This is a genomic window from Brenneria nigrifluens DSM 30175 = ATCC 13028 (assembly GCF_005484965.1).
Lineage (GTDB): Bacteria > Pseudomonadota > Gammaproteobacteria > Enterobacterales > Enterobacteriaceae > Brenneria > Brenneria nigrifluens.
Genome location: NZ_CP034036.1, coordinates 2,974,542 through 3,000,474, shown reverse-complemented (window position 1 = coordinate 3,000,474; position 25,933 = coordinate 2,974,542). Strand labels below are relative to the sequence as shown.

The window sequence follows — 25,933 nt, the reverse complement described above, 5'->3', positions numbered from 1 at the left end:
CAAATCGTTTTATCCCCTTTATCGCGACCTTTCTTTTCGTTTCCTTACAATAGTAATGATTTGCATTACTTAAATTGAAACATTATCATTCGCGATGACGGGTGCTGTTTTTTTAGCCATTCCCGTATGTCACCCTGACGTTTTTTATAGGAGATGTTCTTTTTTAATTGAGACGCAGCCATCGTGGCGCAGGCAAAACAATAACCAGGCGATGGCCCCGGGCAGAGTCAATCTGTCCCTGCGGCACGGATAACGCGTGTTACAGAGTCGTACCGGATGCCAGATGCCGTTTGCAAAGTGAAAATCACACTTTTTTCTATGTGAGTAGAACAGATTTTGTGCACTTTTGCTAAAGGAGGGTTATTGATGAGTACGTTACACGCGACTCTGCGGCATAACGCGGCGGATGGCAAAAGAGACGGCGTCGGTTTACGCGTTGCCGGCTCCGTCGCTACCCTGTTGCTGGGAGCGGCTGTTCTGCCCCTGTCCGATGCCAGGGCCGCTCTTGAAGAGGAGAGGGAGGAGAGCGGCAGGAGCTCCGCCGCCTGGCCGCAGGCCCCGCGGCCGGAAACGGACGCCATCGTGGTCACCGGCGAGAAGGTCAACCGCTCTATTTACGATACCGGTTCCAGCGTGGAGGTCTACGATTCCCGCAGGCTTGAGTCGACGCCGGGGGTGACCGTGGCGTCGGATCTGCTCAAGATGACCTCGAACGTCGTCGATACCGGCATCGGCAACGATCTGCCCACCGTGCGCGGCATCGACGGCACCGGACCGGCGCAAGGCGCCCACGCTTTTCTCAACGGTTCGCGCGCGCGCCTGAATATGGCGGTGGACGGCCGTTCGCTCACCTACAATGAACTGGCATTCGGCCCCCAGTCGATGTGGGACATCGAGCGGGTCGAGGTGTTCCGCGGTCCGCAGAGTCTGCTCCAGGGGCGCAATTCCATCGCCGGCGCCGTGCTGATCACCTCGAAAGACCCGACGTTCCACTGGGAGCAGGCGGTGAAGGGGGGCATCGGCAACCGGCACTATTCGCAGACGGCGGCGATGGTTTCCGGCCCCCTGGTCGACGATGAGCTGGCGTTCCGCGTCAGCGTCGACCGTCAGCGGCGGCGCAGCAGCGCCGATCTCACCGCCTATGCGCCGGTCGGCGATCCGCGGGAAATAGAGGTGACCACCTCCCGCGCCAAGCTGCTGTACAATCCCGCCGCCCTGCCCGAACTGACCACCAAGCTCTCCCTTAACCACTACGACACCCGGGCGCCGCAGAACGAGGCCACCAGCAGCGTCCGTTTCGAGACCACCAGGCCGGTGTTCGAGACCAAATCCACCAGCGGCATCTGGGATATCGCCTGGGAGGCGTCCGATAGCCTGCAACTGGAGAACAAGCTGCTGTATACCGATTTCGACAATCAGCGTCTGACGTCGAACGGCCTGCAGTCCGCGAACATCGACGGCAAGGAGTTCCAGCTTGAACCCCTGGCGCGTTTCGGCGGCGGCGAAGACAGGCTGCGGGCGCTGGCCGGGTTGCGCTATTTCTACTCCACGCAGGACGAATGGCTCAATTTCGACGCTTACTACGGCGGCGTCAATACCTTCGATGACCGCACCGAATCCTTCTCGGCCTTTGCCGAGGCCACCTACGCCGTGGTTCCAAAGGTCGACGTAACGCTGGGCGGACGCCTTGAACGGGAGGAGCGGCGGCGGCAAGGCGGCAGCAGCAACGTGGCGATCGATTTCGATAAGTCCTATAACGTCTTCCTGCCCAAGGCCGAAGTGGTGTGGAAGCCGCGGGACGGACAGGCATACGGCGGGCGCATCGCGCGCGGCTACAACGCCGGCGGCGCCGGTATGACCTTCCTCGCGCCTTTCGTCAGCTACACCTATGATGCGGAGTACGTCTGGAACTATGAGCTATTCAGCCGCCATCAGCTAAAAGACAGTAACGTCGAACTGACCACCAATATTTTCTATAACGATTACAAGGATATGCAGCTTCCCGTCGATGTGAGCGGCTCCTCGGTGATCCTCAACGCCGACAAGGTGAAGACCTACGGCGCCGAGCTGGGCGCCCGCTGGACGCCGGCGTGGGAGTTCGATCTGTTTGGCTCGGTCGGGCTGCTGAAATCAAAGATCGAGAGCTTTTCCGGCAGCGAACTGGAGGGAAACAGGCTGGCGCGGGCGCCGGGCTATACCGCCAACCTGGGCGCCAGGTATCGCTTCGCGCGGGGCTTCGAACTGAGCGGTAACGTCGCTTATTCGGACTCCTACTATTCCAACAATGACAACGACCGGCGGGGGAGGATTTCGTCGTACTGGACCACCAATCTCCAGCTCGCCTACGCCTTCAAACAGGGACGGGCCACGCTGTTCGCGCAGAACCTGTTCGATCATGACGACAGCGTCATGTCCTACTACGGCAGTTCCAGAGGCGTGGCCTACCTCTCCGAGGTCAGGCCGGACCGGTTGGTCGGCGCCTCTCTCGAACTGACGTTCTAACGTGACCGCAGCGACGGGAGGAGGACGCAGTGACGGACGATTTTGACCACGGCACGGCTGACGATAAGGCGCGCAAAACGCCGGCCGGCGATGATGGCGCCATAGCGGATGAGAAGCCGGGCGACGGACAGCCGCTGACGCCGTTTGAAGAACGGGCGTGGCTGCGCCATCAGCAATATCAGTATACGCCCGACCAGTTGGCGCTGGCCTGGCGGCTTGGCCCGGCGGTCCGGCCCGGTCGGCTGGCCGGCGCCCTGGAAGCGGTGCTGAGGGTAGTGCCCGGCCTCAACGTCAGATACCGTTTTGATGAGCAGGGGGAACTGCGCAAATTTTCCGTCAGTCCGGTGATACAGCCGATAGCCATCGAAGCGATAGCTGTCGAGGAACAGGCCATCGCCGCCCTGCTGCGCGAGCAGGATAAGCCCTGTGAACTGCACCTTGAGCCGCCGGTGCGTTTCCTGTTGTTTATCGGCGGGCCGCACGGCGTGATTCTGGGGGCGGTGGCGCACGCTATCCTGGGAAAACAGCTGTCGTGGACGCAGATACTGACCGCGCTGAGCGCCATCTACAACGGCCGGCCGTTGCCGGCGCATCTTCGGCCCGCCGCCCAGGCCGGCCTTACCGAGGGGATTTGGCTGGCGAACCGGGGCGGACGTATCAATCTGCCCGGACTGTACCGCGATGAAGCGCGCGGCGCAGGGGAGATCGTCGACTTCGGCCAATCCCGCTCCCGGCATACCGGCGCGGCGACGCGTTACGGCGCCACGCTGGACGCCGCGCGGCTGGTGCCGTTTATGCCGCCGGACGGCGAGCCGCCATCCCGCTTGACGGCGCTGGCGGTACTGTTCGGCTGCTATCTTTCGGCGGCCGGCGCGGGGGAGGAGGTAACGGTCGGCCTGCCCTGTGCCGATGCGGGCGCGGAGCAGGCGGCGGATGACGAGCGATTGCCCGAGGTAAAGGTGCGCGATAACGGCAGGCCGCTGCGCGAGAGGGTGGCGCAGGCGCAGGCGGATCTGGCGTCAGACGGGGAGCGGAGCGAAACGCTTGCCGACGCGCCGGACTCTCCGGTGCGGGTGATCCGGCTGCTGGACCCTTCGCCGTCGCTGCGCCTGGCGGGCGTCGCCGCCGTGCGCATCCCTTTGCCCCCGGCGCGCTGTTGCGTCGATCTGGCGTTGGCCGTCGGCGATGGGCCGGGGGAGACGCTGAGTCTGGAGCTGATCGCCGGGCCGCGGGTTTCGCCCCATATCGGCGGCTTTCTGCTCGAACGGTTTGTCGCCTGGCTGGCGGGGCCGGAGGCGGCGTCGCCCGCGGCCGTAAACCTGCCCGGCGCCGCGGCGGGGGGGGGCCAGCAGGAGGATGAGGCGTTGCCCGCCGCACCGCCGGGGTCAGACGGGGTGCAGCAGGACGGGATAGCCGATCTTATCCTCGCCGAATTTCGTGAGGCGCTGGCGTCTCCGCAAATGAGCCTTGATGATGATTTTTTCGATTTTGGCGGCCATTCGCTGATCGCCACGCGGGTGATCGGTCGGCTGCTCAGCGGGCGCGATATCGAAATCCATATCAACGATCTGTTCAGCCATCCCACCGCCCGGGGGCTGGCCGCCCTGGCGCGGCGCGGCGACGGACTTAGCGCCGCGTCCTCCGCGGCGCCAACGGCGCACGGCGACGCAGCGATCGCGCCGCTGTCTCTGGCGCAGGAATCGCTGTGGAAAGCCTACGCCGCCTTTGAATTCGGCGACATCTTCAATATTCCCTTCGCCCTGCGTTTTCTCGACCCGGTCGATGAGACGGCGTTCCGGCAGGCGCTGCTTGACGTGCTGGAACGGCATAGCGGCCTGCGAACGCTGTTTGGCGAGGAGCAGGGCGGGGTGCGGCAGCGTATCGTTGCGCTCGGCGATCTGCCCCATTATCAGTGGTTCGGATATTCGCACCAATGCGCGGCGCACGACTGGCGCGCGGCGCTGGCGCAGGAAGCCGGACACCGCTTCAACCTGGCGGCGGAACTGCCGCTGCGCGTCAGGTTTATGCGCGATGACGAAAGCGGGCAGCAGATCCTCTCCCTGCTGTTTCATCACATCGTGCTGGATGAGTGGTCCGTCAATCTGCTGATGGACGAACTGGCCTATGCCTATCCCTGCCGGGCGGCGAACCGCTCGCCGGTATGGCATAACCGGCCGGCGCCGTTCCATAAGTTCGCCATAGAACAGCATAAGGCGGGCCTCAATCAGGCGCACCTCGACTATTGGGTCGAGAGTCTGCGCGGCGTAAAGCGCGGCAAGCCGCTGTTTGAGGCCGCCGCGACGGCGGAAAACGGCGGCGCGCCACCCTCCAGCGCCGGAGGATGGGTGGAGCTGAAGATGGAACGAGCGGTGGCGGACGGTCTGTACCGGCTGGCCCGCGAACAGGGCGCGTCGTTGTTCAACGTCGCCTATGCCGGTATTGCGGCCGCGCTTCATGCTCTGGGCGCGCCGGACGACCTGGTTATCGGCACCTCGGCGTCCGGACGCAACGATGCCCGCTTCTTCGACACCATCGGCTATTTCACCACGGTGGTGGCGCACCGCCTGCGTTTCAGCGCGGGGATGACGCTGGCCGCGCTTATCGAACAGGTGAAGAACAATATTAACCACTCAATGCCTTACACCGACGTTCCCATCGACCTGGTTGAAGAAGCGCTGCCGGACGGGGATAGCCCGGACGGCCGGCATATATTCGAAGTATTTATCCAGTTGCACGCCAAGAACAAACTGAACGGCTGCTTTACCTTGCATGACGGGAGCCGCGTCTCTTTCAGACAGGTGGATCCGCAAAAGAGCGAATCGCTGCTGGGCCTGCAGTTCGAGGTGATGGAAGAGATTATCGCCGGCGAGACGTCGATACGCGTGCTGATGAGCTACCGCTCACAACACTATGACGCCGCAAGGGTCGATCTGATCGCCGCCACCCTTACCAGGGTGTTTGCCCGCCTGGCGGAAAAGCGGGCGGCTCAGTTGCCGCTGGCGTCGCTGCTACCGCCGCCGGAGGCGGAGAATCCCGCGAGTCTGGTTGCGGCGCCGGACGCCATGACGCCGGGCTGGGACAAAGCGCGCCTGCGCGAGCTGCTGTTGCCGATGCTCGACGCTGACGGCGAGGATATCGGCGATGATGAAAACCTGCTCGAATACGGTCTGGATTCGGTGCGCATTATGTCGTTGATCGCCCACTGGCGCAGTGAAGGGTACGAGGTCGATTTCGTCTCGCTGATGAAAAATCCCACCCTTAACGGCTGGCGGCTATTGCTGGCCGAAGGTAAGGATAACCTGGTATAGGCGGTGGGCGGGGTAGGGGTTTTAAAGGTTTTCCTTCGCGTAAAAAATCGCGCTGAGGTGGGCGTGACCGCCGGGTGAGCGGCAGGGACGCCGCGAAAGCCAGTGCCGCGCCGGACAAAAACGCCGGGAGCGTTTTTGAACAGCACTTGTGCTGGCCCGTTAGGGCGAGTCCCATGGATGGGACGAGTATTCCGCGTCAATGGCGGCCCGACCAGCGGTCACGAACGCCGAAGGCATCGCGTAGCGACGACACCATTTTGCAACGCAAAATGGAACAACGCTTGCGTTGGCCCGTAGGGTGAACCCCAACGGGGTTCATCATTTCGCGAAAAGCCCGGGGCCATGGGGCGGCGGCGCCTGAACCGCCCCATGTCGGGCGCGTGCTTCGACGGTCGCAGAAATCGACTGAGGTTAGTGCGCACGAAACCCTCACTGCGCTTACAGACATCCCTTTCCCAGATTTGTGGGGGACCCCTCGGCCCTTTGGGGGCTTACTCCTGACTATCCATAATTTCATGCCGCAGATCGTGATAACGCTCTTCATCATAGCCGTGGCGCCAGTAGGGAATGGCGTAGATCCGCTGGCGGTCGTACCCCTTTTCCCGGCGGATATAACGGCGCAGCGCTTTGATCATCCGGTCTTCGCCGGCAATCCAGAAAGTGACGTCCTGAGCGGGTAACGGCCAGGAGGTAAAGATATCCACCAGCCTGTCCGTCAGGGAGATATCCCCCGTCAGCCAGACGACCTCCACGCCCGCCGGTTTGCGCAGATCCAGCGTATCGCCGGCGTTATCCACGCGAATAACCACTTTACCCTGCGCCTCGGGCGCCATTTTCTCCAACAGGGCGGCGATCGCCGGCAGCGAAGTGGGATCGCCGGCCATAAAATAGTGCTTCGCTTCCGGCAGCATCGGATCGGGGCCGCCGGGATTGGAGATGCCTATCCAGTCGCCGGGGCGCGCCCGCCGGGCAAAATTCAACGCCGGCCCCTCGGCGCCGTCGTGCATGGCAAATTCAATATCAAGTTCGCGTTGCGCCAGCCGGATAGCGCGTACCGAGTAGGTTCTGATAAACGGCGGCACCTCATTCTCCCGCCACTGCGGTCCCTGCGGGGTGAGGGTGGGTAATGCGGGCTTCTGCTCTCCTTCGCGGGGCAACAGAATTTTCAGATGCCAGCCTTCGCAGTCCGGCGGGTAGTCATGCAGATTTTCACCGCTGAAGGTAATAGAGCGCAGACCGGGCGTAATGTCGTTAATTTCTTTAACCTGTACCAACCGCGGAGGCGCCGGGCGGTACGTCGTCTTGGGGGCTTCGTTTGGTGTGGACATCGTTCTTCTCCCTCAGGAAAGATGGTTTTTTGTCCGTTCAGTGTATCAGCTATCTTTTTTAATATTAATTATCATTATCAAGCGTATGGTAAAATCTTTTCCTTCATTCAGGGCGGGGATATAAAGGGCGATTTTCCGGTTAACCGCGGTGACGAGTAATAAGGTTGAGGTAACGATAGGGAGGGCCGTTCCACTACTCAACTCCGTTTTCAGCGTAAGAGTGGTTTGAACGGCCCCCTGCCGGTCTGTTGTAGCGCCTTTTGTAGCCCTGCAACAGATCGGATCCCGCTTTTAAAGCGGCTTATGCGCCGTTTCTCTGGCGGCCCATACCGCCCAGAGGGTGATAAACAGCGCCAGCGACACATACAGGGAGATCGCCAGCGTGCCGCCGTAAGCGCTGAATAGCGACGTGATGATCAATGGCGCAAAACCGCCCCCGACGATCCCCGCCAGTGTATAGGCCAGCGACGACCCCGCGTAGCGTACGTGGGTGGGAAACTGCTCGGTGACGAACGCCGCCTGAGGCCCGTACATCGCCGCATGAATCAGCAACCCGACCACCACCGCGATGCAGATCTGCACCGGCTGCGCGCTGTCCAGCAGTACGAAGAAGACAAACGCCCAGATCACCGCCGCCAGCGCGCCGCCCATATATACCGGGCGACGTCCGAAGCGGTCGGAAAGCATACCGAACAGCGGCACGGCGATGGCGTTGCCGCAGGCTCCCAGCATGGTGGCCGTCAGCGCCAGCGGCCGCGGCAGGTGCAGCACCGTCGTCACGTAGGTCAGGGTAAAGACCACCACCAGCGCGTACAGCACGTCGGAACCGATGCGCGCCCCGCCGGCGATCAGCAGCGAGCGCAGATGCCGGCTGAACACCTCGCGGATCGGCGCCTGGGTAATATCCTTGTTTTTTTCCAGTTTGAGAAAGGCGGGCGTCTCGCCGACGCCGCGGCGCAGCCACAGGCCGAAGACGACCAGCACCAGGCTTAGCAGAAAGGGAATGCGCCAGCCCCACAGTTGGAAACTGTCCGCCGACATCGACAACGTAACCAGCGTAATAAAACCGGTGCCGATCAGCGTGCCGCAGGACGGCCCGACCTGGGCGAACGAAGCGTTGCGCCCGCGCTGATGCGGCTTGCCGTGCTCCATCGACAGCAGCACGGCGCCGGCCCATTCTCCCCCGAGCGCGATGCCCTGCACAAAGCGCAGCGTGACCAGCAGTAGCGGGCTCCAGACCCCCCAGGTTGCGTAGCCGGGCAGTATCCCCATCAGCGCCGTGGTCACCCCCATGATGATCAGCGTGGCGACCAGCACAAAACGCCGTCCCAGCACGTCGCCCAGGTGGCCGAAGACGATGCCGCCGATCGGCCGCGAAACATAGCCGACGGCATAGGTGGAAAACGCCAGAATGGTGCCCACCAGCGGGTCGAACGACGGGAAAAACACATGATTGAAAATCAGCGCCGCCATAATGTTGTAAACGGTAAAGTCATACCATTCCAGCGCGGTGCCGATGGAGCTGGCCGCGGCCAGCTTACCGGTATTCGGCGTTGCGGCGGTCTGTTCCTGCGGCGACGCCCCTGGCGCCGTTTCGGTGGTAGCGGTATTCATCATTTCAGCTCCTGTGCGGTAAGTTGCCAATTGAAGGCGTAGTGCAGAAAGTTATCGGCAGATAGGTTCAACGCGCGGCTCGCCAGGGCGCTCAGATGCGCGGCGGCGGCGGGGCCGCTGCTTTCCACCAACAGCAGCGGCAGCATGGGGCGTGAATCGCGGGACTCGTTGGGCAGCGGCGTGCTCAGCGCGGCGTCCGGCAACAGCAGGCTGCTGGCGACAAATCCCGCTTCGGCCGACAGCGTTTCCCCCAGACGCAGAACGCTATCGATCAGCGCGCTATCCGGCGCCGGTTCAAGCGCCAGTATGCTGAGCTGGCTGCCGGTGCCCTGTCCGGTCACGGCTTGCACCGCGCAGACCCGGCGCATCGGATCGCGCATGCGGCGCAGATTGGTTTCCGACCAGGCGGTCTGACGGGTAAAGGCGGCCTGATAGGCCGACGAGGTAAAGCACTCCAGGGAAAGGGTTTTATACAGGCCAAGATATTTGCGGCCGCCCTGCGACGCCTGATAGCGCGTGCCGCTGAGGAAACCGGGGATGCGTACTCGTTCTTCCACATGCTCGCGATCGTACCATCGATTGAAATCCGCCTCATCCTGCGCGGCGACATCGGTGGCGACCAGCAGCATTCCATTGGGGGAAGGGGAAATAGCCATGGATATTCTCCTGTTAACTCAAATAAGACGGCGATGCCGCCGGAAAATTAGGCGTCGGCAAGGCAACGCTCAATCGACAGCGCCCACCCCAGCAGCGCGTCGTCATGCAGCGGCAATCCCGCCGCCATCAGCCCGACCGGGGCATCGCCCGGCGGCTGACACGGCAGCGAAAGGGCGCAGCCGTCCAGGAAATTGATTACCGAAGGATTGCGCAGCGCCGCGCCGTTGATGCGGAAATAGGCGTCGTCATCCGTCTCCAGTTCGGCGATGGTCGGGGCGATAAAGGGGACGGTGGGCATCAGCAGCGCATCGTAGTCCTGAACTTCGGCGCTCACCCGCCGCTGCCAGTCGGCGCGCTGCTGCGCCAGCAGCAGCCGATCGCTTTCTCCCAGCGCGGCGCCGCGACGAATACGCGACAGCACCCGCGGGTCGTACTCGTCCGCATGGCCGGCGATCAATGACTGATGCCAGCGCCATGACTCCAGCGCGGTGAAGCCGCCGGCGGCGTTGATGGCGGCCAGTTCGGCGAACGCCGCGCAGGGCACGGCTTCAATGCGCGCTCCCGCCTGCGCCAGACGCCGCAGAGTCAGATCGAAGGCCGCGGCGACCGCGTCGTCCAGTCCGTCCAGCACCAGCGTTTGCGGCACGCCAAAGCGCGCCTGCGCCAACGGTCTTGCCTGCGGCGTCAGCGGTTGCGCGGCGATTAGCCCGTCCAGCGCGATACAGTCGGCGACGCCGTGCGCGATAACGCCGATGGAGTCCAGTGACGGCGATAGCGGCAGCAGCCCCGCGTCATCAATACGGCGGGCGGTGGGCTTATAGCCTGTCAGTCCGCAGAATGCCGCCGGAATGCGCACCGAGCCGCCGGTATCGCTGCCGACCGCGCCGAAACACATGCCGTCCGCCACCGCCACCGCGGCGCCGGAAGACGAGCCGCCCGGAATCCGCCGCGCGTCGCGATCCCACGGATTGGCCGGCGTGCCGTAGTGCGGATTGATCCCCAGGCCGGAATAGGCGAATTCGGTCATATTGGTCTTGCCCACCACCACGACGCCGGCCTGCAAGAGGCGCGCCACCACGGCGGCGTGGCTTGCGGCGGGCGGAGCCGCCGCCAGCACGCGGGAGCCGGCGGCGGTCGGTTCGCCGGCGACGTCGAACAGGTCTTTGATGGAGACCGGCACGCCGTCCAACGCCGAGAGCGGTCGGCCCGCCGCGCGCCGCCGGTCGGCCGCCTGCGCCTGTTGTCCGGCCGCGTCTGCGTATACCCTGGTAAAGGCGCGCGCCCCTTCGCCCCGCGGGTCGGCGATGCGCGCCAGCGCGGACTCGGTCAGCTCAACGCTGGTGAACGCGCCCGTCGCCAGCCCGGCGGCGGCCTGTCGTAAAGTGAGTTTTTCCATCACGCCACCACCGGCAGTTCAATGCTGCGATAGCTGTGGCTCAGGGTGCGGCCCAGACGTTCGTCCACCAGCGCCATGCGGAATTCCGCCGCCGGACGTATGCCGCCAATCGCCGCCATGGTGCCGCAGGTCATGGCCAGACCGTCAGCCTGCGCCGCGATGGGCGCGTCCGTCGCCAGATAGCGTTGCAGCAGCGTCATCGGCGGTTGCAGGCCGGCCAGCGTGCCCTCCTGATAGAGACGGAAGTCGCCGTCCTCCTTGATCCACGAGCGCAGAATCAGGCTGTCCCAGTGCTCGATGACTTCGCGCAGCGGCCAGGCGTCCCGCGCCACCGGCTTGACGCACAGCTGTTTCGACAGCGCGACGCTGTGCGCTTCCAGCCGCCGATCGGTATGATCCGACGCCAGCGAAACATAGAGTTCGCCTCCGTGGGAAAAGATTAACGGTTCGGCCTCGCCGGAACTGGCGTCGCCGATCACTTCAACCACCGGGGATTGCGTGAGCTGATTCGCCGCCACGCGATAGAACAGAGGAATTGCACTAGGCTGAGGCACGCCGATCGCTTCCAGTTCCCGAATATGGTGCAAAACCGCCTGACGATCGCGCCCGGTCCAGCCGGCGATCACCAGACGATCGATATCAACCTCCAGCGCCGCCGCGCCGCTTTTCTGCGCTAAATTAAAGACCAGTTTCATAAAATCCCCGCTCCGACTAAAATTATTGTGAAATTTCACACGACTTTCATTACGGTATTAAGCGATTTTCGTGCCATGTTTTGTGTACTATGTGTCTAAAGACTTTTTTGTTGCAGGAGCTATGGGTGAAGAGCGTTGAGGAGCGGCGTCAGGTATTGTCGACGGTGGAGGAGAGCGGACTGTCGCAGAACGAACTGGCCTACCGGCGATTTAAACAGTCGCTGGTGACCTTGAATTACAAGCCCGGAGAGTATTTGAATACCGCGCAGGTGATGAATGACCTGGATATGGGCCGGACGCCGGTCAATCAGGCTATCCATCGTCTGGCGAACGAGGGCTTACTCCAGGTGATCCCGCGTAAGGGCGTTATGGTATCTCCGCTGTCCATTAACGATGCGCTGGAGCTGATCGACGTGCGCCTCACCAATGAACGGCTGTGCATACGGCTGGCCTGCCAGCGCGTGACGCAGGCGCATATCGCCGAACTGCGCGATCTGAATCAGCAGATTGCCGCGGCCAGCCAGGCCCGCGACCGGATATTGATGATGACGCTGGATCATCAATTTCATCAGACGCTGGCGCAGATCGCCGGCAACAGCACGCTGAGCGATATCCTCAGCGTGCTGCACGCCCGTTCGCAGCGCTTTTGGGCCAGCACGCTATCCAGGGAAGAACACCGCCAGGAGGTGGTGGAGGAGCATCGCGCCGTGATAGACGCCCTGGCGCAGCAGGACGCCGCCGCCGCGCAGGCCGCGGTGGAAGCCCATATCCTGTCGTTTCGTCACGCGCTGCTGCACGCTTACTGAGAGGCCGGGCGCGCCTTACCCCACCTGACAAAATTGCAGGATAGCCCGGCCGACCTGCTGCGGGGCTTCCCGCTGCGGAAAGTGTCCGATCCCTTCCAGTACCTGCCGCTGGTATCTGCCCTGAAAAAAATGCTCGCGGCCGAGCGAGCTATCGGGATGGTTGCAGGTATCGGCCCCGCCGTGCAGCACCAGGGTCGGCACCGACAGCACGGGCGCCGGATTCAGGCGGGCCTCGTCCTGATCATAGGCCCGATCGCCGGCGATAAAACCCCAGCGGTGGCGATACGAATGCAGCACGACCTCGGCCCAGTCGTCGCCCTGAAACGCCTGCGCGGCCTCGTCGAAGTCGGCGTCTGCGTACCAGCCCGCCGGCGCCCAGGTATCCCACATCTGGCGCGCAAAGGCTTCGCGCTCCTCCCGCACCACGCGCGCGCCGCGCGGGGTGGCCATCAGCCAGTGATACCAGTAGTTGCGCGCTTGCTGAAGGCCGATCGTCTGATTCGGATCGTTGGTGCCGTAGCCGACGGACAGCATCACCAGATGCGAAGCGATGCCGTCGCGCAGACCGCAGGCGTTGGCGGCGGCCCGCGCGCCCCAGTCATGGCCGACCAGCAGCGGACGCGTCAGCCCCAGCACGTCGATAAACTCCAGCAGGTCGCGGCCCAGCGCCGACAGCTGCCCGCTGCGCGGCGTCGCCGCGTCCCTGAAGCGCGTGGGCGCGAATCCGCGCAGCGCGGGGGCCAGCACGCGGTAGCCCGCGTCGGCCAGTATCGGCGCCACCGTCTTCCAGCAGGCCGGGCTATCCGGCCAGCCGTGCAGCAGCACTGCCGACCGTTCGCCGTGCGGGTTCAGTTCCAGATAGGCAATATTGAGCCGGGAAGTGGTGGCGATATGTTGAGTTGGCATAGCGTCGTCTCCTGTGGGTTGCTCTGTCCCCTTGAGTCTGGCTGAATTATTCATCGCGATTAACGAATAATATCGTTTAATTAGTGATTTTTTACGTTGAATGGAGCCGCCATGGAAATCTTACCCGCCGCCGAAGGCCAGCTGCTGGATATAGTGCTGCTGCGCACCTTCCTTGAAGTGGTGAACAGCGGGAGCTTTGCCGCGGCGGCCGAACGGCTGGCGCTGACGCCTTCGGCGGTCAGCGGACATATCAAGCGCCTGGAACAGGCGACGGGGTCTATTCTGCTGGCGCGCACCACCCGCCGTCTGGAATTGACCCTGGCCGGCGAAACCTTATGCACCTACGGCCGCAATATCCTGGATCTGGAATGCGAGGCCCGGGCGAAACTGCGCGGCGCGCCGCTGCGTGGACGCCTGCGGGTCGGCGCGTCGGAAGACTTTGCCGCCGCCTGGCTGCCCCAGGCGCTACAGCGCTTTCGCGTTAGCCACCCGCAGGCGACCATTGAGCTTAAGGTCGGCATCACCGCCGATCTGCTGCGCCAGCAGGAACATGGCCGCATCGATCTGGTCTTCGGCAAACAGTGCAGCCGCGTGGACGGAATAGGCGAACTGCTGTGGGAGGAGCCGCTGGTCTGGGCCTACGCCGCCGACCAGACGCCGGAGAGCGCGGCGGCGCTGCCGCTGGCGCTGTTTCCCGAGCCGTGCATCTACCGGGAATCCGCCATCGCCGCGCTGGGCAAGACGGAACGGCCATGGCGCATCGTGTTCGAAAGCGGCAGCATGGCGGGCTGTTTGTCGGCCGCCTTATCGGGCTTTGCCGTCACCGTTATCGCCCGCAGCCAGCTACGTGAAGGCCTGAGGGAATTGGGCCCGGACGGACAATGGCCGGCGCTGCCCGCGGCGCGCTTCTATGCGTTTGCGCGCGAGGAAACGCCCGCCGTCGCCGCCCTGATCGACGCAGCCCGTCGTATCGGCCGGCAGCGCCAATTTGGTGGGAAGCCCTACTTACGGCGCTCATTTTATTAGCCTGCGGGGAAATTTATCGATCGCCCGGAGCTCCTTGCCGATATCAATGGTCTGGGCATAGTTATCCAGATCGAGATGAAATTTTCCGTACATAAAAACATTGTCCGACTCGACCATCTCGATGTGCAACTGCGCATAGCGGTCGGCGGCGGCAATCAGGGGCCTTGATGCATTAAGCGCATCGCTTACTTGTTTGGCCTGTTTGTCTGAGAGATCGCCAGTGGACGTCAGGATAAGTCGTCCATCCGCGCGACGCTGAAACCAAAGTCCTTGTCGGCGAGTTCGGGATTACTTGCGGCAAGGCGCTCGACGACATTGTTGTAGGCGGATTGAACCTTGCTTAACGCGGCCTGGGCATCGCCAAAGATCTCGTTGGCGGAGCGCAACAGCACGTTGGGATCTTGCGGTCGCCCGCCTTGCCGGTAGAGGCTGAAATTGCCTGGGTCTTGCGGCGTGGAGGTGTCTTTCACCGATGGGCGTTCGGCGTCCATGGCGGCACTGGCCGCGTTGCTGTCTTCCAGCACCGTGAGTTGAAGTTTGTCGGCGGCAGATTGGCCGGCGGTGGTCAGTTTGCTCTGCCAGGTTACTATAGATGTACTCAATGAATTGACTTCCATACTCTTCCCGTCGTCGGTGAAACTTTAATCAACTATCGGCAAGGCGAACCCGAAACTCTATGGCTCTTTGGGACAAAAGGATGAGTAATCGCCCCGCGGTGAGGCTTGTGTAAATGATGGAGTACCTTAATGCGCGCACGCCTGGAAACTGAACGTCTCTCTGATGGCGGCGATCCAGACAGGGTTTGCAGACCGGGAGTTACCAAAACCGGTGAGGATAAATCCTCCCCTGCCGGATCGCCATAGACAGGCGAACCAGCCAATTTGGCAGAATATGCAAAATGCAGAGCTTTCTGCTTTTTAAGTAACATACTACGCTGTATTTTTTCAGTATATCGGTCAGATAGAGAGTAAAAGAGTGATGAAATCAATCAGAGGCGTAGCGAGTACCGTTGGTTTGGCAATTTTTATGATGGCAGGCTACGTTCAGGCGGCAAGTTTGCAGGATTCGCTTTCCAGTGCGATGGGTCAATTAGGTCAGAATAGCTCTTCATCCGCAAGCCAGAGTGGATTGGCAGGGCTGCTCAACGGCGGCAATCAGACGCTGAGTGCCGGCAATATGAACAACGCTGCCGGGATTCTGCAATACTGTGTGGAACAAAAACTGGTTTCAGCAACCAATACCGAAAACGTTAAAAACCAATTATTGGATAAGCTTGGTCTTTCTTCCCAGCAGGAGAAACAGCAACAGACCGACTATACGCAAGGGTTGGCTGGTCTTCTGAATACCAGCGACGGAAAACAGTTGAATCTGAATAGCATCGGGAATACGCCACTGGCCGAAAAGGTAAAAACCAAGGCCTGTGATGTGGTATTAAAGCAAGGTGCGAATTTTATTTCCTGATAAAGATCTTTTTTTAAGGGCCTATTGATTGGCCCTTATTGCTTTTATTTTCTCTGGCGCTATTGCGAAGATGAGATCTTAAAATTTTCAGCGTCCGGCCACTTGCATGGGCGGCTGTGATGGCTTTAGAAGTACGGTCCTACCAGTCCAGATTTTCTCATCGCCATTTTTTCATGATTACCGGTCATTTCTTCATAGTTATCAGATCTACCGCATCCAGGAAGGTTGATCACCCACGCCTCATGTCCTCTTTTACTTACATCCTGAGCCCAAAAGACCGCACGGAAATGAGCTGAGGCAGTAGATTGCCAATGTCGCGAGGCACAGGGGCTGGCGTGGGTATCGCGGTAGGTCAAAGCAGGCTATTGATCCATATCCATAGTGGAATGGTTGCTATCGACAATAACGTCGTCAGACAAATGGCCGAACTGATAATCTGGCTGTCTTGCTGCGAGCGCGAAAATCCCAGCACGTTGACGCCGGAGGGATTGGCGGCCATCAGCACCAACACCCCGCGTGGCATGCCGCTAATGCCCAGCAGTATACATACCAGCAGAACCAGCAGCGGCATGGCGGCCAGTTTGGCGACGGTGATGCCGACCACATGGGCGTCAGGGCGAAGTCGATAGCCGGAGAGATTGGCGCCAAGAACGATCAGCGCACAGGGTAATGCCGCTTGCGCCAGCCAGGTTGCCAGTTTCATATTCCAGTCCGGCAGTATCAGGCCCGACAGATTAACCGCCGTTCCCAACAGCAATCCGACGATCATCGGGTTGGCGAGGCTGGCTACCAGAACACCGGGCTTAAAGGGTACGCTACCGGCGAGACAGCTATACAGGCTCTGAAAGCTGAACAGCAGCAGGCTGTGTACGGCGAGTACGGTAAACAGCAACACCAGACCGGCGTTGCCATACAGCCCGCCCACCATTGCCAGGCCGATCAGGGCATTGTTGGAAAAGGAGGCGGTCAGGCCGAAAGGGGTCGGATGTCCCACGCTGCGGTGGGCGAACAGGTTGACCACGGCGAAAATAAATAGCGCCGGAACGAAATAGGCCGCCAAGATCCTGATGTTCAGGCCATCGTGCAGCGGCGCGTTAACCATCCCCGTAAACAGAACCATCGGCATAAACAGCTTGAAAGCCAGACCGCCCAGCACCTTGTTGGCATGGGGATCGAGCGTCCCCCGGAGGGCCAGAATATATCCCAGGATGATCAACAGAAAGACGGGCAGGATGGTTTGTGAAACGGTCACAGTAAAGGCTCCGATAAAACACGGGTGAATTATATTATTGCTGGACCATTTCCCCGCTGTCAGCGCAATTTTCGCTGTGCTTATGTCCTTGGCATACTAATTGCTAACACCCTATAACCTGGTGTTAAGCATGGGTGGTTATGTGCACGCCGTTCATTCCTCGGAGGTAAATCGAATGCAGTTACTTAATCTGCGTCAGATTGAAGTATTTCGGGCGGTCATGATCACCGGTTCGATCAACGGCGCCGCGCAACTTTTGTATGTGTCTCAGCCAGCGGTCAGTCGGATGCTCTCCCACACCGAGGCGCGTATTGGCTTCCAGTTGTTCGAACGGGTTAAGGGGCGACTATATCCTTCGCCGGAGGCGCGCTGCCTGTTCAATGACGTTGAGTCGGTGTACCGTGATATCCAGCGGGTTAACACTACGCTTCACAACCTGGTGCAGCAGCGCCACGGTGTGCTGCGCATTGCCAGCAGCCCCAGTCTGGGGCATCAATTGGTGCCAGACGCCATCGGTGCTTTCCGGCAGTGCAACGAAGATATCCTCGTCAGCCTGGAGTGTTTACGTCATATGCTGTTACGGGAACGGTTGCTTGACCAGCAGGCGGATCTTGGCATTTCTCTGTTTCCTATTGATCATCCCAACTTACGCGCCGTCCCGCTGAGCTATATCCGGGGGATGGTGGTGTGTCCCGCGGATCATCCTTTGACCCGGATACCGGCAAACGAATTACCAGATGCGCTGGCGGAGATGCCGTTTATCGGTTATTCCGCCGATACCCCATTCCACAGTTTTATGAAGCAGGCTTTCGAACGGGTGGGATTGCCGTATCGGCCGAGTATTGATGTCGATTCCCCGCACCATGCCTGCGCGCTGGTGAAAAATGGCACCGGTTTTTCGGTGGTTGATGAAATTTCCTTCCGTGCATCGGGTGCAGAGCGTATGGCGGTACTGCCGATACTTAACGAAGAACGCCTGACCATCAGCCTGGTGCATTTGCGGCATGAACCTCTGGCGCAATTTGCGCAGGTGTTTATCGAGCATCTGCGCAGCACGTTGGCCGCGGGCGGCTTTCACCTGTTCAATATGGATTAACTTCAGGTTAAGCAAGGACCACATATTGGTATACGACATAGCGCTCTGAACCTCCCACAATGACCCTAAGCAATGCAAAAAGGGTTGCCGGCATCGGGTCGGCCTGGTGGAGGAATAGCGCATGCGCGAAATCGTAATTGGCGGGGCCCAGTTGGGAGCGATCCAAAAAAACGACTCAAGAGAGTGTGTGGTCCAGCGGATGCTGGCATTACTGGAACAGGCGCGGCAGCAAGGATGTGAACTGGTGGTGTTCCCTGAGCTGGCCCTGACGACGTTTTTTCCACGTTGGTATATGGAAGATCAGCGCGAAGTCGATAGCTGGTTCGAGCGCGAAATGCCGAGTGGCGTGACGCGTCCATTATTCGATTTTTCCCGCGAGCATAGTATTGCCATAACCTTTGGTTACGCCGAACTGACCCCCGATGGGCATCACTACAACACCTCAATCGTTACCGATCGCCAAGGCAACATCGTTGGAAAATACCGCAAGGTGCATCTGCCGGGGCATGTTGAGTTCGACCCGCATCGTGATTTTCAGCATCTGGAAAAACGCTATTTCGAACCTGGCGATCTTGGTTTTCCGACCTGGGAAAATCAGGGTGCGGTGATGGGCATGTGCATCTGTAACGACCGCCGCTGGCCAGAAACCTATCGTGTTATGGGGTTACAGGGCGTTGAGCTGATCACTCTGGGCTACAACACGCCTTCAGTCAATTCACAGCAACCTGAGGAAGGTGAAACGCAACGGCTGTTCCATTCCGAACTCTGCATGCAGGCTGGCGCTTACCAGAACGCTACCTGGGTGGTAGGGGTGGCGAAGGCCGGGGTAGAGGATGGATTCCCACTGATGGGCGGTAGCGTGATTGTTGATCCCAACGGTTTTGTGGTGGCCAGAGCCAGCGGGCGGGGCGATGAGCTGATTTCCCACCGTTGCGACATGGATCTGTGCCGGTTTGGCAAGAACACCATCTTCAACTTCGCCCGTCACCGACGCATCGAACACTACGGCATTATTACCCGTCAGACCGGCGTTGAACGTCCCTAACCCGGAGATATCGAGCCATGCGCACGTATATCTGAGTGGTGAATTTATCGCTGAAAATGAGGTGAAAATTACGATCTTCGACTGCGGTTTCGGGCATCCAACATTGCCACATTACATTGCACACACCGCAATTCCCGACACCAGGGTTTGCTATTTACTGGAGTGTTAACAATGAAACTATATCCGTCCTGTTTTTTGATCGCCTGTCTGCTTTCGATCGGCCTGAGCGCCGCCATCACCTCCCCGTCCGCTATGGCGGCGGAGAAAACGTTGCGTGCGGTGATGTCATCTTCATTGCGCGTGCTGGACCCGATCGCGACAACGGCGCAGATCACCCGTAATCACGGCTATATGATTTACGACACCCTGATTGGCATGGACGAAGAGCTGGCGCCTAAGCCGCAAATGGCCGAATGGACCGTTTCGCCGGATGCTCTGACTTACACCTTTACCCTGCGCGACGGTCTGCTATGGCATGACGGCAAACCGGTGACCGCCGCCGATTGTGTCGCCTCTCTCAAACGCTGGGCGCGCTACGATGTCGGCGGCCAACTGATGATGAAGTACACCGACAGCATTACTGCCACCAATGATAAAACTATCACCCTGAAGCTGGCTAAACCCTTCGGCTATGTGCTGCAACTGCTGGCGAAGCCTTCGTCGGTTGCGGCATTTATGATGCCAGAGCGGGTGGCCAACACGCCGGACGGCAAAATGATCGCTGACTACACCGGTTCCGGTCCGTATAAGTTTGTCGCCAGTGAATTTGATCCCGGTAATCGCGTGGTTTACGAAAAATTCCAGCAATACGTGCCGCGCAAAGAGCCGGCCAGCGGCACCGTGGGCGGCAAGGTGGTGAAGGTTGATCGCGTCGAATGGATCAACATGCCGGACCGGATGATGGCAATCAATGCGTTATCATCCGGCGACATCGACTTTATCGAACAGCTGCCAATCGATCTGCTGCCGATGGTGCAGGCCGATCCGAATCTCAAGTTCGGCACCTTGAGCAAACTGGGTTCGATGACCGGTGGACGGATGAACTTTCTTTATCCGCCATTTGACAACCCTGACATCCGTCGCGCCGCCTTGTTGGCGATGAACCAGAAAGATGTGCTCGATGCGCTGGTGGGCAACCCGCAGTACTTCAAGCTATGCGCGTCGGTATTCGGCTGCGGCACGGCTCTGGAAAGCCAGGCTGGCGGAGAGTCGCTGCTTAACGGCGGTAATCTTGAAGCGGCCAACGCACTGCTGAAGAAAGCCGGTTACGACGGTACGCCGGTGGTGATCATGCAGCCGACCGACGTGCCGAGTCAGGCGTCACAACCGGTGGTCGCGGCTCAGGCGCTGCGCAAGGCCGGTTTTAAAGTGGATTTGCAACCGATGGACTGGCAGACCCTGGTGTCGCGTCGGGCCAATCCGAACCCGCCGTCACAGGGCGGCTGGAACCTGTTCTTCACTTACTGGAATGCTGAAACCATCTGGAACCCGGTGGTCAATCCGATGCTTGATGGTGGCGGACGCAAGGGCGCATGGTTTGGCTGGCCGACCGACCCACAGATGAATCAGCTAAAAGTGGATTTCGCCACCGCGACCAATCCGGCAAGGCAGAAAGAGATTGCCGTCGAGATCCAGAAGCGAGCAATGGATCAGGTCAACTACATTCCGCTGGGGCAATTCTATGATGTGGCGGTGTGGAGCAGACATATCAGCCACTTACTGACCGGCCCCTCTACGGTGTTCTGGAACGTCGAGAAAAGCGACTAATTGTCGGGCAAAGACTACTGCCGGAGGTGCCTGTGTCTGGTTACTTCATTCGCCGCGTACTGGCGGCCATCCCGGTGATGCTGGTGGTGGCGCTGTTTGTCTTCCTGTTGCTGCGGTTGTCGCCGGGGGATCCGGCGGCGATCATTGCTGGCGACATGGCGACCCCACAGCAGCTGGAAGCGATTCGTGAAAGTCTGGGATTGAACCAGCCGTTGTATCAGCAATTTTTTGTCTGGATCTCGCAGTTGTTGCATGGCGACTTCGGCACTTCCCTTATGGCCCAGACGCCGGTGCTGACCATGATTGGCCAGCGCCTGGAACCGACCCTGAGCCTGGCGCTGGTGGCGATTTCCTTCACCATCCTGATCTCGGTGCCGCTTGGTGTGCTGGCGGCGTGGAAACATGGCAGTTGGATCGACAATCTGGTGATGTCTTCGTCGGTGCTGGGGTTCTCAGTACCGGTGTTTGTGATTGGCTACCTGCTGATCACCCTGTTTGCCATCGAATTGAAATGGTTGCCGGTACAGGGGTTTAGCAGCATCACCAATGGGATCTGGCCGTTCGTTCAGCGCATTATCTTACCGGCATTGACGTTGTCTTCGGTCTATATCGCTCTAGTGGCGCGGATGACCCGCGCCAGCGTGCTGGAAGTGTTAGGCGAAGACTATATTCGCACCGCCCGGGCTAAAGGATTGCCGGAGATCCATGTGCTGTTCCGCCATGCCCTGCGAAATTCGATGATCCCGATCCTGACGGTGATCGGCACCGGTTTCGCGCTGATGATCTCCGGCGTGGTGGTGACCGAAAGCGTATTTAATATCCCGGGGTTGGGGCGGTTGATTGTCGATGCGGTGCTGGCTCGTGACTACCCGGTGATCCAGGGCATGATCCTGCTGACCAGCGGGGTGTATGTCATCATCAATCTGCTGATCGACCTGTCGTACGCGCTGAGCGATCCGCGGATTCGTTATTAAGGGGATGGCATGAGCAAACCTGTTTCTGCGATCTTGCCGACACCTCGGCGTCGTTTGGTAAAACTGCCTCGCATTCCGCTGATGTCGGCCATTGCATTGGTCATCCTGATGCTGATCGTCGGCATGGCAATATTTGCGCCCTGGATCGCCAGTCACGATCCGCTGGCTCTGTCGCCGGCATTTCGCCTCAGGCCGCCTGGCGAGGAGTTTTGGTTGGGTACCGACGCCTATGGCCGCGATCTGTTTTCGCGCATTGTCTATGGCGCGCGTATCTCACTGATTGTCGGCCTGGGAGTCACGGCGATGAGCGTGCTGATTGGCCTGCCGTTGGGGTTGTTGGCGGGATACTTTCGCGGGTTGGATGCTGTGTTGATGCGGGTGATGGATGGCCTGATGGCGATCCCCGGCATCTTACTGGCGATTGCCATCGTTTCGTTGAGCAGCTCGGGCATCTGGACGGTGATGGTGGCGATTATGGTGCCGGAGATACCGCAGGTCGTTCGTTTGGTGCGCTCTCGTGTGTTGTCGGCGCGTGAAGAGCCTTACGTAGAGGCCGCAGTGTTAACGGGGACCTCTACCTTTAAGGTTCTCACCCGACATCTGATGCCTAATACACTGGCGCCATTGATTGTACAGAGTACCTATATTTGTGCATCGGCGATCCTGACCGAAGCGATTCTGTCATTTCTCGGCGCGGGCATCGGTACTGAAATTCCGACCTGGGGAAACATTATTTCCGAAGGCCGCGTCTACTTCCAGCTTAAACCCTCTCTGGTGCTGTGGCCGGGTCTGGTTCTTTCTCTGTGTATTTTGTCGATTAACCTGTTGGGCGATGTGGTCAGCGATGCCCTCGATCCGCGGCTGAAGAAAAGGGGCGGCGAATGAGCGAACAACAAAACGATATCCTGCGTGTGGATTGCCTGTCTGTGAACACCGCGCAAGGTGCGCCGATTTTGCAGGATATCTCCTTCAGCATTCGCGCCGGGGAGACACTGTGCCTAGTCGGTGAAAGCGGTTCGGGTAAGTCGGTGACATCGCTGGCGATGCTTGGCCTGCTGCCGAAAGGCGCGCTCAGGGTTGCGAGTGGACGTATTCTGCTGGATGGCGAAGACGTTTTGCGGGTCAGTAATGGACGACTCAAGGCACTGCGTGGCAGCCGTATGGCGATGATTTTCCAGGAACCGATGACCGCCCTTAACCCGGTGCTGACGGTGGGACGGCAGATCGATGAGGTGCTGCAAACGCACACTGGTCTCAGCGCAGGGGAACGTCATGCTCGGGTGATGGATGCTCTGGCGCAGACGCATCTGCCGGATATTAACCGCGTCTATGGTGCGTATCCGCATCAGCTTAGCGGCGGCCAGCGCCAGCGTATTATGATCGCGATGGCACTGGTGCTCGAACCTCGCCTGTTGATTGCTGATGAGCCGACCACCGCGCTGGACGTAACCACGCAGCAACAGATCCTCAAATTGATCCGCGAACTACAGCAAAAGCACGGTACCGCGGTGTTGTTTATCACCCACGATATGGGAGTAGTGGTGGATATCGCCGATCGCGTCTGCGTGATGCGCCAGGGAAATATCGTCGAATGCGGCGCCTTGCAGCAGGTACTGTCGCAACCGAGTGAGGATTATACCAAAGCCCTTCTGGCTGCGGTGCCTAGCTTGGCGCCAAGGCCCGCGCGCCAGGCGACCAGCGCGCAGGTCGTCCTTGATGTTGTTGAACTGGGCAAAATCTACCCTCCCAAAGGTGGCGCACTGAGCTGGTTCGGCAAGCGGCGCGAGGGCACGCGTGCGTTGCATGACGTGACATTCAGCCTTAAGCGCGGCCGCACGTTGGGTATTGTCGGCGAAAGCGGTTCCGGCAAGTCGACGATGGCGCGTTGTGTGATGCGCCTGCTGACGCCTGACGAAGGGGCGATACGCATCACCGGTAACGATATTTCCGAACTCTCTACCGCCGGGCTCAAACCTCATCGCAAACGCATCCAGATGGTCTTCCAGGACCCTAACCGTTCGCTCAATCCGCGCATCAGCATTGGCAACAGCTTAGTGGAAGGCCCGATGAACCATGGCGTCTCTTATGCTCAGGCCTGGGCACGTGGTCAGCAACTGCTGGAGCTAGTCGGACTGCCAGCTGACGCCATTGATCGTTTCCCGCATCAATTTTCCGGTGGACAGCGGCAACGTATCGCCATTGCCCGTGCGCTGGCGATGGAGCCGGACGTGATCGTCGCCGATGAAGCGGTGTCGGCGCTCGACGTCTCTGTGCAGGCACAAGTACTGCAATTGCTCGACGACATCCAGCGTCGGCTGGGCGTCGCCATTTTATTTATCACTCACGATCTGCGGGTGGCGGCACAGCTGTGCGACGACGTGCTGGTGATGCAGCACGGCGAGGTGATCGAGTACGGAGCGGCAGCCGATGTGCTGGCGTCGCCGCGGCATCCCTATACTCAACAATTGATGGATGCGGTTCCAGGTAAAGGCTGGGATTTCGCCTCAGGCCGGAGGATCTGACTATGGCGTTTGATTTGCTGTTCCGCGCAGTCACGGTGGTTGATGGCAGCGGTGCTGAGCCGTATGTCTCTGACGTCGCGATTGTCGGCGATCGGATTGTCGCCATCGGCAATCTCGATGGTCAGGCTGCTCAGCGAGTGATCAACGGCAACGGGCGCTGCCTGATGCCGGGTTTTATTGACGTCCACACCCACGATGACACCAATGTCATTCATCACCCGGAGATGCTCGCCAAGATTTCGCAGGGAGTTACCACGGTGATCGTCGGCAATTGCGGCATCAGCGCTTCACCGGTAAGTTTACCGGGCACGCCGCCGGATCCGATGAACTTGCTGGGAGCGCAGGAGGCATTTGTCTATCCGACCTTTCAGCATTATGCCTATGCGGTTGAGCTCGCATGCCCGAGTGTTAACGTGGCGGCGTTGATCGGCCATACCGCGCTGCGAGCTAACGTTATGGCACAATTCGATCGCCCGGCGACGACCGGAGAACTGGAGCAAATGTGCTCGGCGCTGCAAGACGCCCTTGAGTCTGGCGCTATCGGTCTCAGCTCCGGATTGGCTTATACCAACGCTAAACTGGCGCCGCCGTCGGAGATACAGCCTCTGGTGGATATCGTCGGTGAGTACGGAGCGCTGTATACCACCCATATGCGTAATGAGCACGACGGTCTACTGGACTCGTTGGAGGAGTCGTTCACTACCGCGCGCAATGCCGGAGCAGCTCTGGTGATCTCACATCTTAAGTGCGCCGGTGCGGGCAACTGGGGCCGTGCTCCGTTGGCGCTGGCCGCGCTGGAAAAAGCCGCCAGTAAGCAGTCATGCAACTGCGATTGCTATCCGTACTCGGCCAGTTCCACCACGCTTGACGCCTGGCGCGTCGACGGAAAAATGGAGATCTACATCACCTGGTCGGAGCCGCATCCGGAGATGGCCAGACAGACACTGCAGGAGATTGCCGCGCAATGGGGCATAGACCAGTGGCAAGCGACTGAGCGCCTGCGTCCGGCCGGGGCGATTTACCATATGATGAGTGAAGAGGATGTACGCAAGATCCTTGCCCATCCACTTTCAATGATTGGTTCTGACGGTTTGCCGGCCGATCCTAATCCTCACCCGCGGCTATGGGGCACTTTCCCTCGCGTGCTGGCGCACTACTGCCGCGATCTGCAATTGTTCAAGCTCGCCGAAGCGGTGCGCAAGATGACCTGCATGCCGGCGGCCCGCTTTCGTTTGCAAGATCGCGGCGTTGTGCGCGAAGGGGCATTTGCCGATTTAACCCTGGTGGATATGGCGCGGATTGAGGACGTTGCAACTTACAGCGATCCCTGCCGACAAGCGCCGGGCATCGATCTGGTGGTGGTTAACGGTGTGGTGAGTTACGAGGATGGGCAGGTACAAGGACGACAGGGGAAATTGCTAAAACGACGGCCAGTGGGCTTGAATGGATAGGTGTCCATGTGGAAAAGAACCTTTTTCTTCAATTTTCCCAATTCCTGGAACGTGCTGTACTTCTTAGTTAGAAAAAATCAATTGATATGGTAATCCCCTATGCGCTGAGGACTCAAAACCTCTTTCA

Annotated in this window: 20 protein-coding genes; 12 read left to right on the top strand and 8 right to left on the bottom strand. The window is 59.9% G+C overall.

Going from position 1 to position 25,933, the window contains the following annotated elements:
- Window positions 1–366: 366 nt before the first annotated feature.
- Window positions 367–2,502, top strand: coding sequence for a TonB-dependent receptor (locus EH206_RS14110; protein WP_009113495.1), 2,136 nt, complete (start codon window positions 367–369; stop codon window positions 2,500–2,502).
- A gap of 29 nt (window positions 2,503–2,531) precedes the next feature.
- On the top strand, window positions 2,532–5,810 hold the full coding sequence (locus tag EH206_RS14105) for a condensation domain-containing protein (protein ID WP_009113494.1): 3,279 nt from the start codon (window positions 2,532–2,534) through the stop codon (window positions 5,808–5,810).
- A 491-nt stretch (window positions 5,811–6,301) separates the two neighbouring features.
- Here EH206_RS14105 and EH206_RS14095 read toward each other — a convergent pair whose 3' ends face one another.
- The 5 genes from EH206_RS14095 to EH206_RS14075 all read right to left on the bottom strand — a co-directional run bounded on the left by EH206_RS14095 (window position 6,302) and on the right by EH206_RS14075 (window position 11,500).
- Window positions 6,302–7,138: a siderophore-interacting protein gene (locus EH206_RS14095; RefSeq protein ID WP_009113493.1), complete on the bottom strand. Its 837-nt coding sequence runs from the start codon at window positions 7,136–7,138 to the stop codon at window positions 6,302–6,304.
- A gap of 291 nt (window positions 7,139–7,429) precedes the next feature.
- Window positions 7,430–8,752 carry an MFS transporter gene (locus EH206_RS14090; protein ID WP_040343290.1) on the bottom strand — a complete coding sequence of 441 codons (1,323 nt, stop codon included), beginning with the start codon at window positions 8,750–8,752 and terminating at the stop codon, window positions 7,430–7,432.
- Window positions 8,752–9,402, bottom strand: a complete 651-nt coding sequence (locus EH206_RS14085) for a DUF4286 family protein (protein ID WP_040343944.1) — start codon at window positions 9,400–9,402, stop codon at window positions 8,752–8,754. Before EH206_RS14085 ends, EH206_RS14090 begins: the two co-directional genes overlap by 1 nt.
- Before the next feature lie 53 nt (window positions 9,403–9,455).
- The gene (locus EH206_RS14080) at window positions 9,456–10,805 is read right to left on the bottom strand and encodes an amidase (protein ID WP_009113490.1); all 1,350 of its coding nucleotides are present in this window, start codon (window positions 10,803–10,805) and stop codon (window positions 9,456–9,458) included.
- Complete coding sequence (locus EH206_RS14075) at window positions 10,805–11,500, bottom strand: DUF2848 domain-containing protein (protein ID WP_009113489.1); 696 nt, start codon at window positions 11,498–11,500, stop codon at window positions 10,805–10,807. The genes EH206_RS14080 and EH206_RS14075 overlap by 1 nt, the downstream gene beginning before the upstream one ends.
- An 89-nt stretch (window positions 11,501–11,589) precedes the next feature.
- On the opposite strand from EH206_RS14075, the gene EH206_RS14070 reads away from it, so the two are divergent.
- Entirely contained in the window at window positions 11,590–12,306 is a 717-nt protein-coding gene (locus EH206_RS14070; RefSeq protein ID WP_083832793.1) for a GntR family transcriptional regulator, read from the top strand.
- Window positions 12,307–12,321: 15 nt separating this feature from the next.
- Here EH206_RS14070 and EH206_RS14065 read toward each other — a convergent pair whose 3' ends face one another.
- Window positions 12,322–13,212: an alpha/beta fold hydrolase gene (locus tag EH206_RS14065; RefSeq protein ID WP_009113487.1), complete on the bottom strand. Its 891-nt coding sequence runs from the start codon at window positions 13,210–13,212 to the stop codon at window positions 12,322–12,324.
- A gap of 111 nt (window positions 13,213–13,323) precedes the next feature.
- On the opposite strand from EH206_RS14065, the gene EH206_RS14060 reads away from it, so the two are divergent.
- Window positions 13,324–14,238 carry a LysR family transcriptional regulator gene (locus EH206_RS14060; protein ID WP_009113486.1) on the top strand — a complete coding sequence of 305 codons (915 nt, stop codon included), beginning with the start codon at window positions 13,324–13,326 and terminating at the stop codon, window positions 14,236–14,238.
- 227 nt (window positions 14,239–14,465) lie between these two features.
- Here the strand turns inward: EH206_RS14060 and EH206_RS14055 are convergent, their stop codons facing one another.
- On the bottom strand, window positions 14,466–14,840 hold the full coding sequence (locus EH206_RS14055; RefSeq protein WP_136163987.1) for a hypothetical protein: 375 nt from the start codon (window positions 14,838–14,840) through the stop codon (window positions 14,466–14,468).
- Window positions 14,841–15,216: 376 nt separating this feature from the next.
- On the opposite strand from EH206_RS14055, the gene EH206_RS14050 reads away from it, so the two are divergent.
- Window positions 15,217–15,699, top strand: a complete 483-nt coding sequence (locus tag EH206_RS14050; protein WP_009113484.1) for a YjjA family protein — start codon at window positions 15,217–15,219, stop codon at window positions 15,697–15,699.
- Between the two features lie 352 nt (window positions 15,700–16,051).
- Here EH206_RS14050 and EH206_RS14045 read toward each other — a convergent pair whose 3' ends face one another.
- Complete coding sequence (locus EH206_RS14045) at window positions 16,052–16,951, bottom strand: AEC family transporter (protein WP_009113483.1); 900 nt, start codon at window positions 16,949–16,951, stop codon at window positions 16,052–16,054.
- Window positions 16,952–17,126: 175 nt separating this feature from the next.
- Here EH206_RS14045 and EH206_RS14040 point away from each other — a divergent pair, with 175 nt between their 5' ends.
- The 7 genes from EH206_RS14040 to EH206_RS14010 all read left to right on the top strand — a co-directional run bounded on the left by EH206_RS14040 (window position 17,127) and on the right by EH206_RS14010 (window position 25,806).
- Window positions 17,127–18,047 carry a LysR substrate-binding domain-containing protein gene (locus tag EH206_RS14040; protein WP_009113482.1) on the top strand — a complete coding sequence of 307 codons (921 nt, stop codon included), beginning with the start codon at window positions 17,127–17,129 and terminating at the stop codon, window positions 18,045–18,047.
- Window positions 18,048–18,168: 121 nt separating this feature from the next.
- Complete coding sequence (locus EH206_RS14035) at window positions 18,169–19,092, top strand: N-carbamoyl-D-amino-acid hydrolase (protein WP_009113481.1); 924 nt, start codon at window positions 18,169–18,171, stop codon at window positions 19,090–19,092.
- A 171-nt stretch (window positions 19,093–19,263) separates the two neighbouring features.
- On the top strand, window positions 19,264–20,859 hold the full coding sequence (locus tag EH206_RS14030; protein WP_009113480.1) for an ABC transporter substrate-binding protein: 1,596 nt from the start codon (window positions 19,264–19,266) through the stop codon (window positions 20,857–20,859).
- A gap of 32 nt (window positions 20,860–20,891) precedes the next feature.
- Entirely contained in the window at window positions 20,892–21,833 is a 942-nt protein-coding gene (locus EH206_RS14025) for an ABC transporter permease (protein WP_009113479.1), read from the top strand.
- A 9-nt stretch (window positions 21,834–21,842) separates the two neighbouring features.
- The gene (locus EH206_RS14020; RefSeq protein ID WP_009113478.1) at window positions 21,843–22,718 is read left to right on the top strand and encodes an ABC transporter permease; all 876 of its coding nucleotides are present in this window, start codon (window positions 21,843–21,845) and stop codon (window positions 22,716–22,718) included.
- Window positions 22,715–24,355, top strand: a complete 1,641-nt coding sequence (locus EH206_RS14015; protein ID WP_009113477.1) for an ABC transporter ATP-binding protein — start codon at window positions 22,715–22,717, stop codon at window positions 24,353–24,355. The genes EH206_RS14020 and EH206_RS14015 overlap by 4 nt, the downstream gene beginning before the upstream one ends.
- 2 nt (window positions 24,356–24,357) lie before the next feature.
- Complete coding sequence (locus EH206_RS14010; protein ID WP_009113476.1) at window positions 24,358–25,806, top strand: N-acyl-D-amino-acid deacylase family protein; 1,449 nt, start codon at window positions 24,358–24,360, stop codon at window positions 25,804–25,806.
- Window positions 25,807–25,933 lie beyond the last annotated feature (127 nt).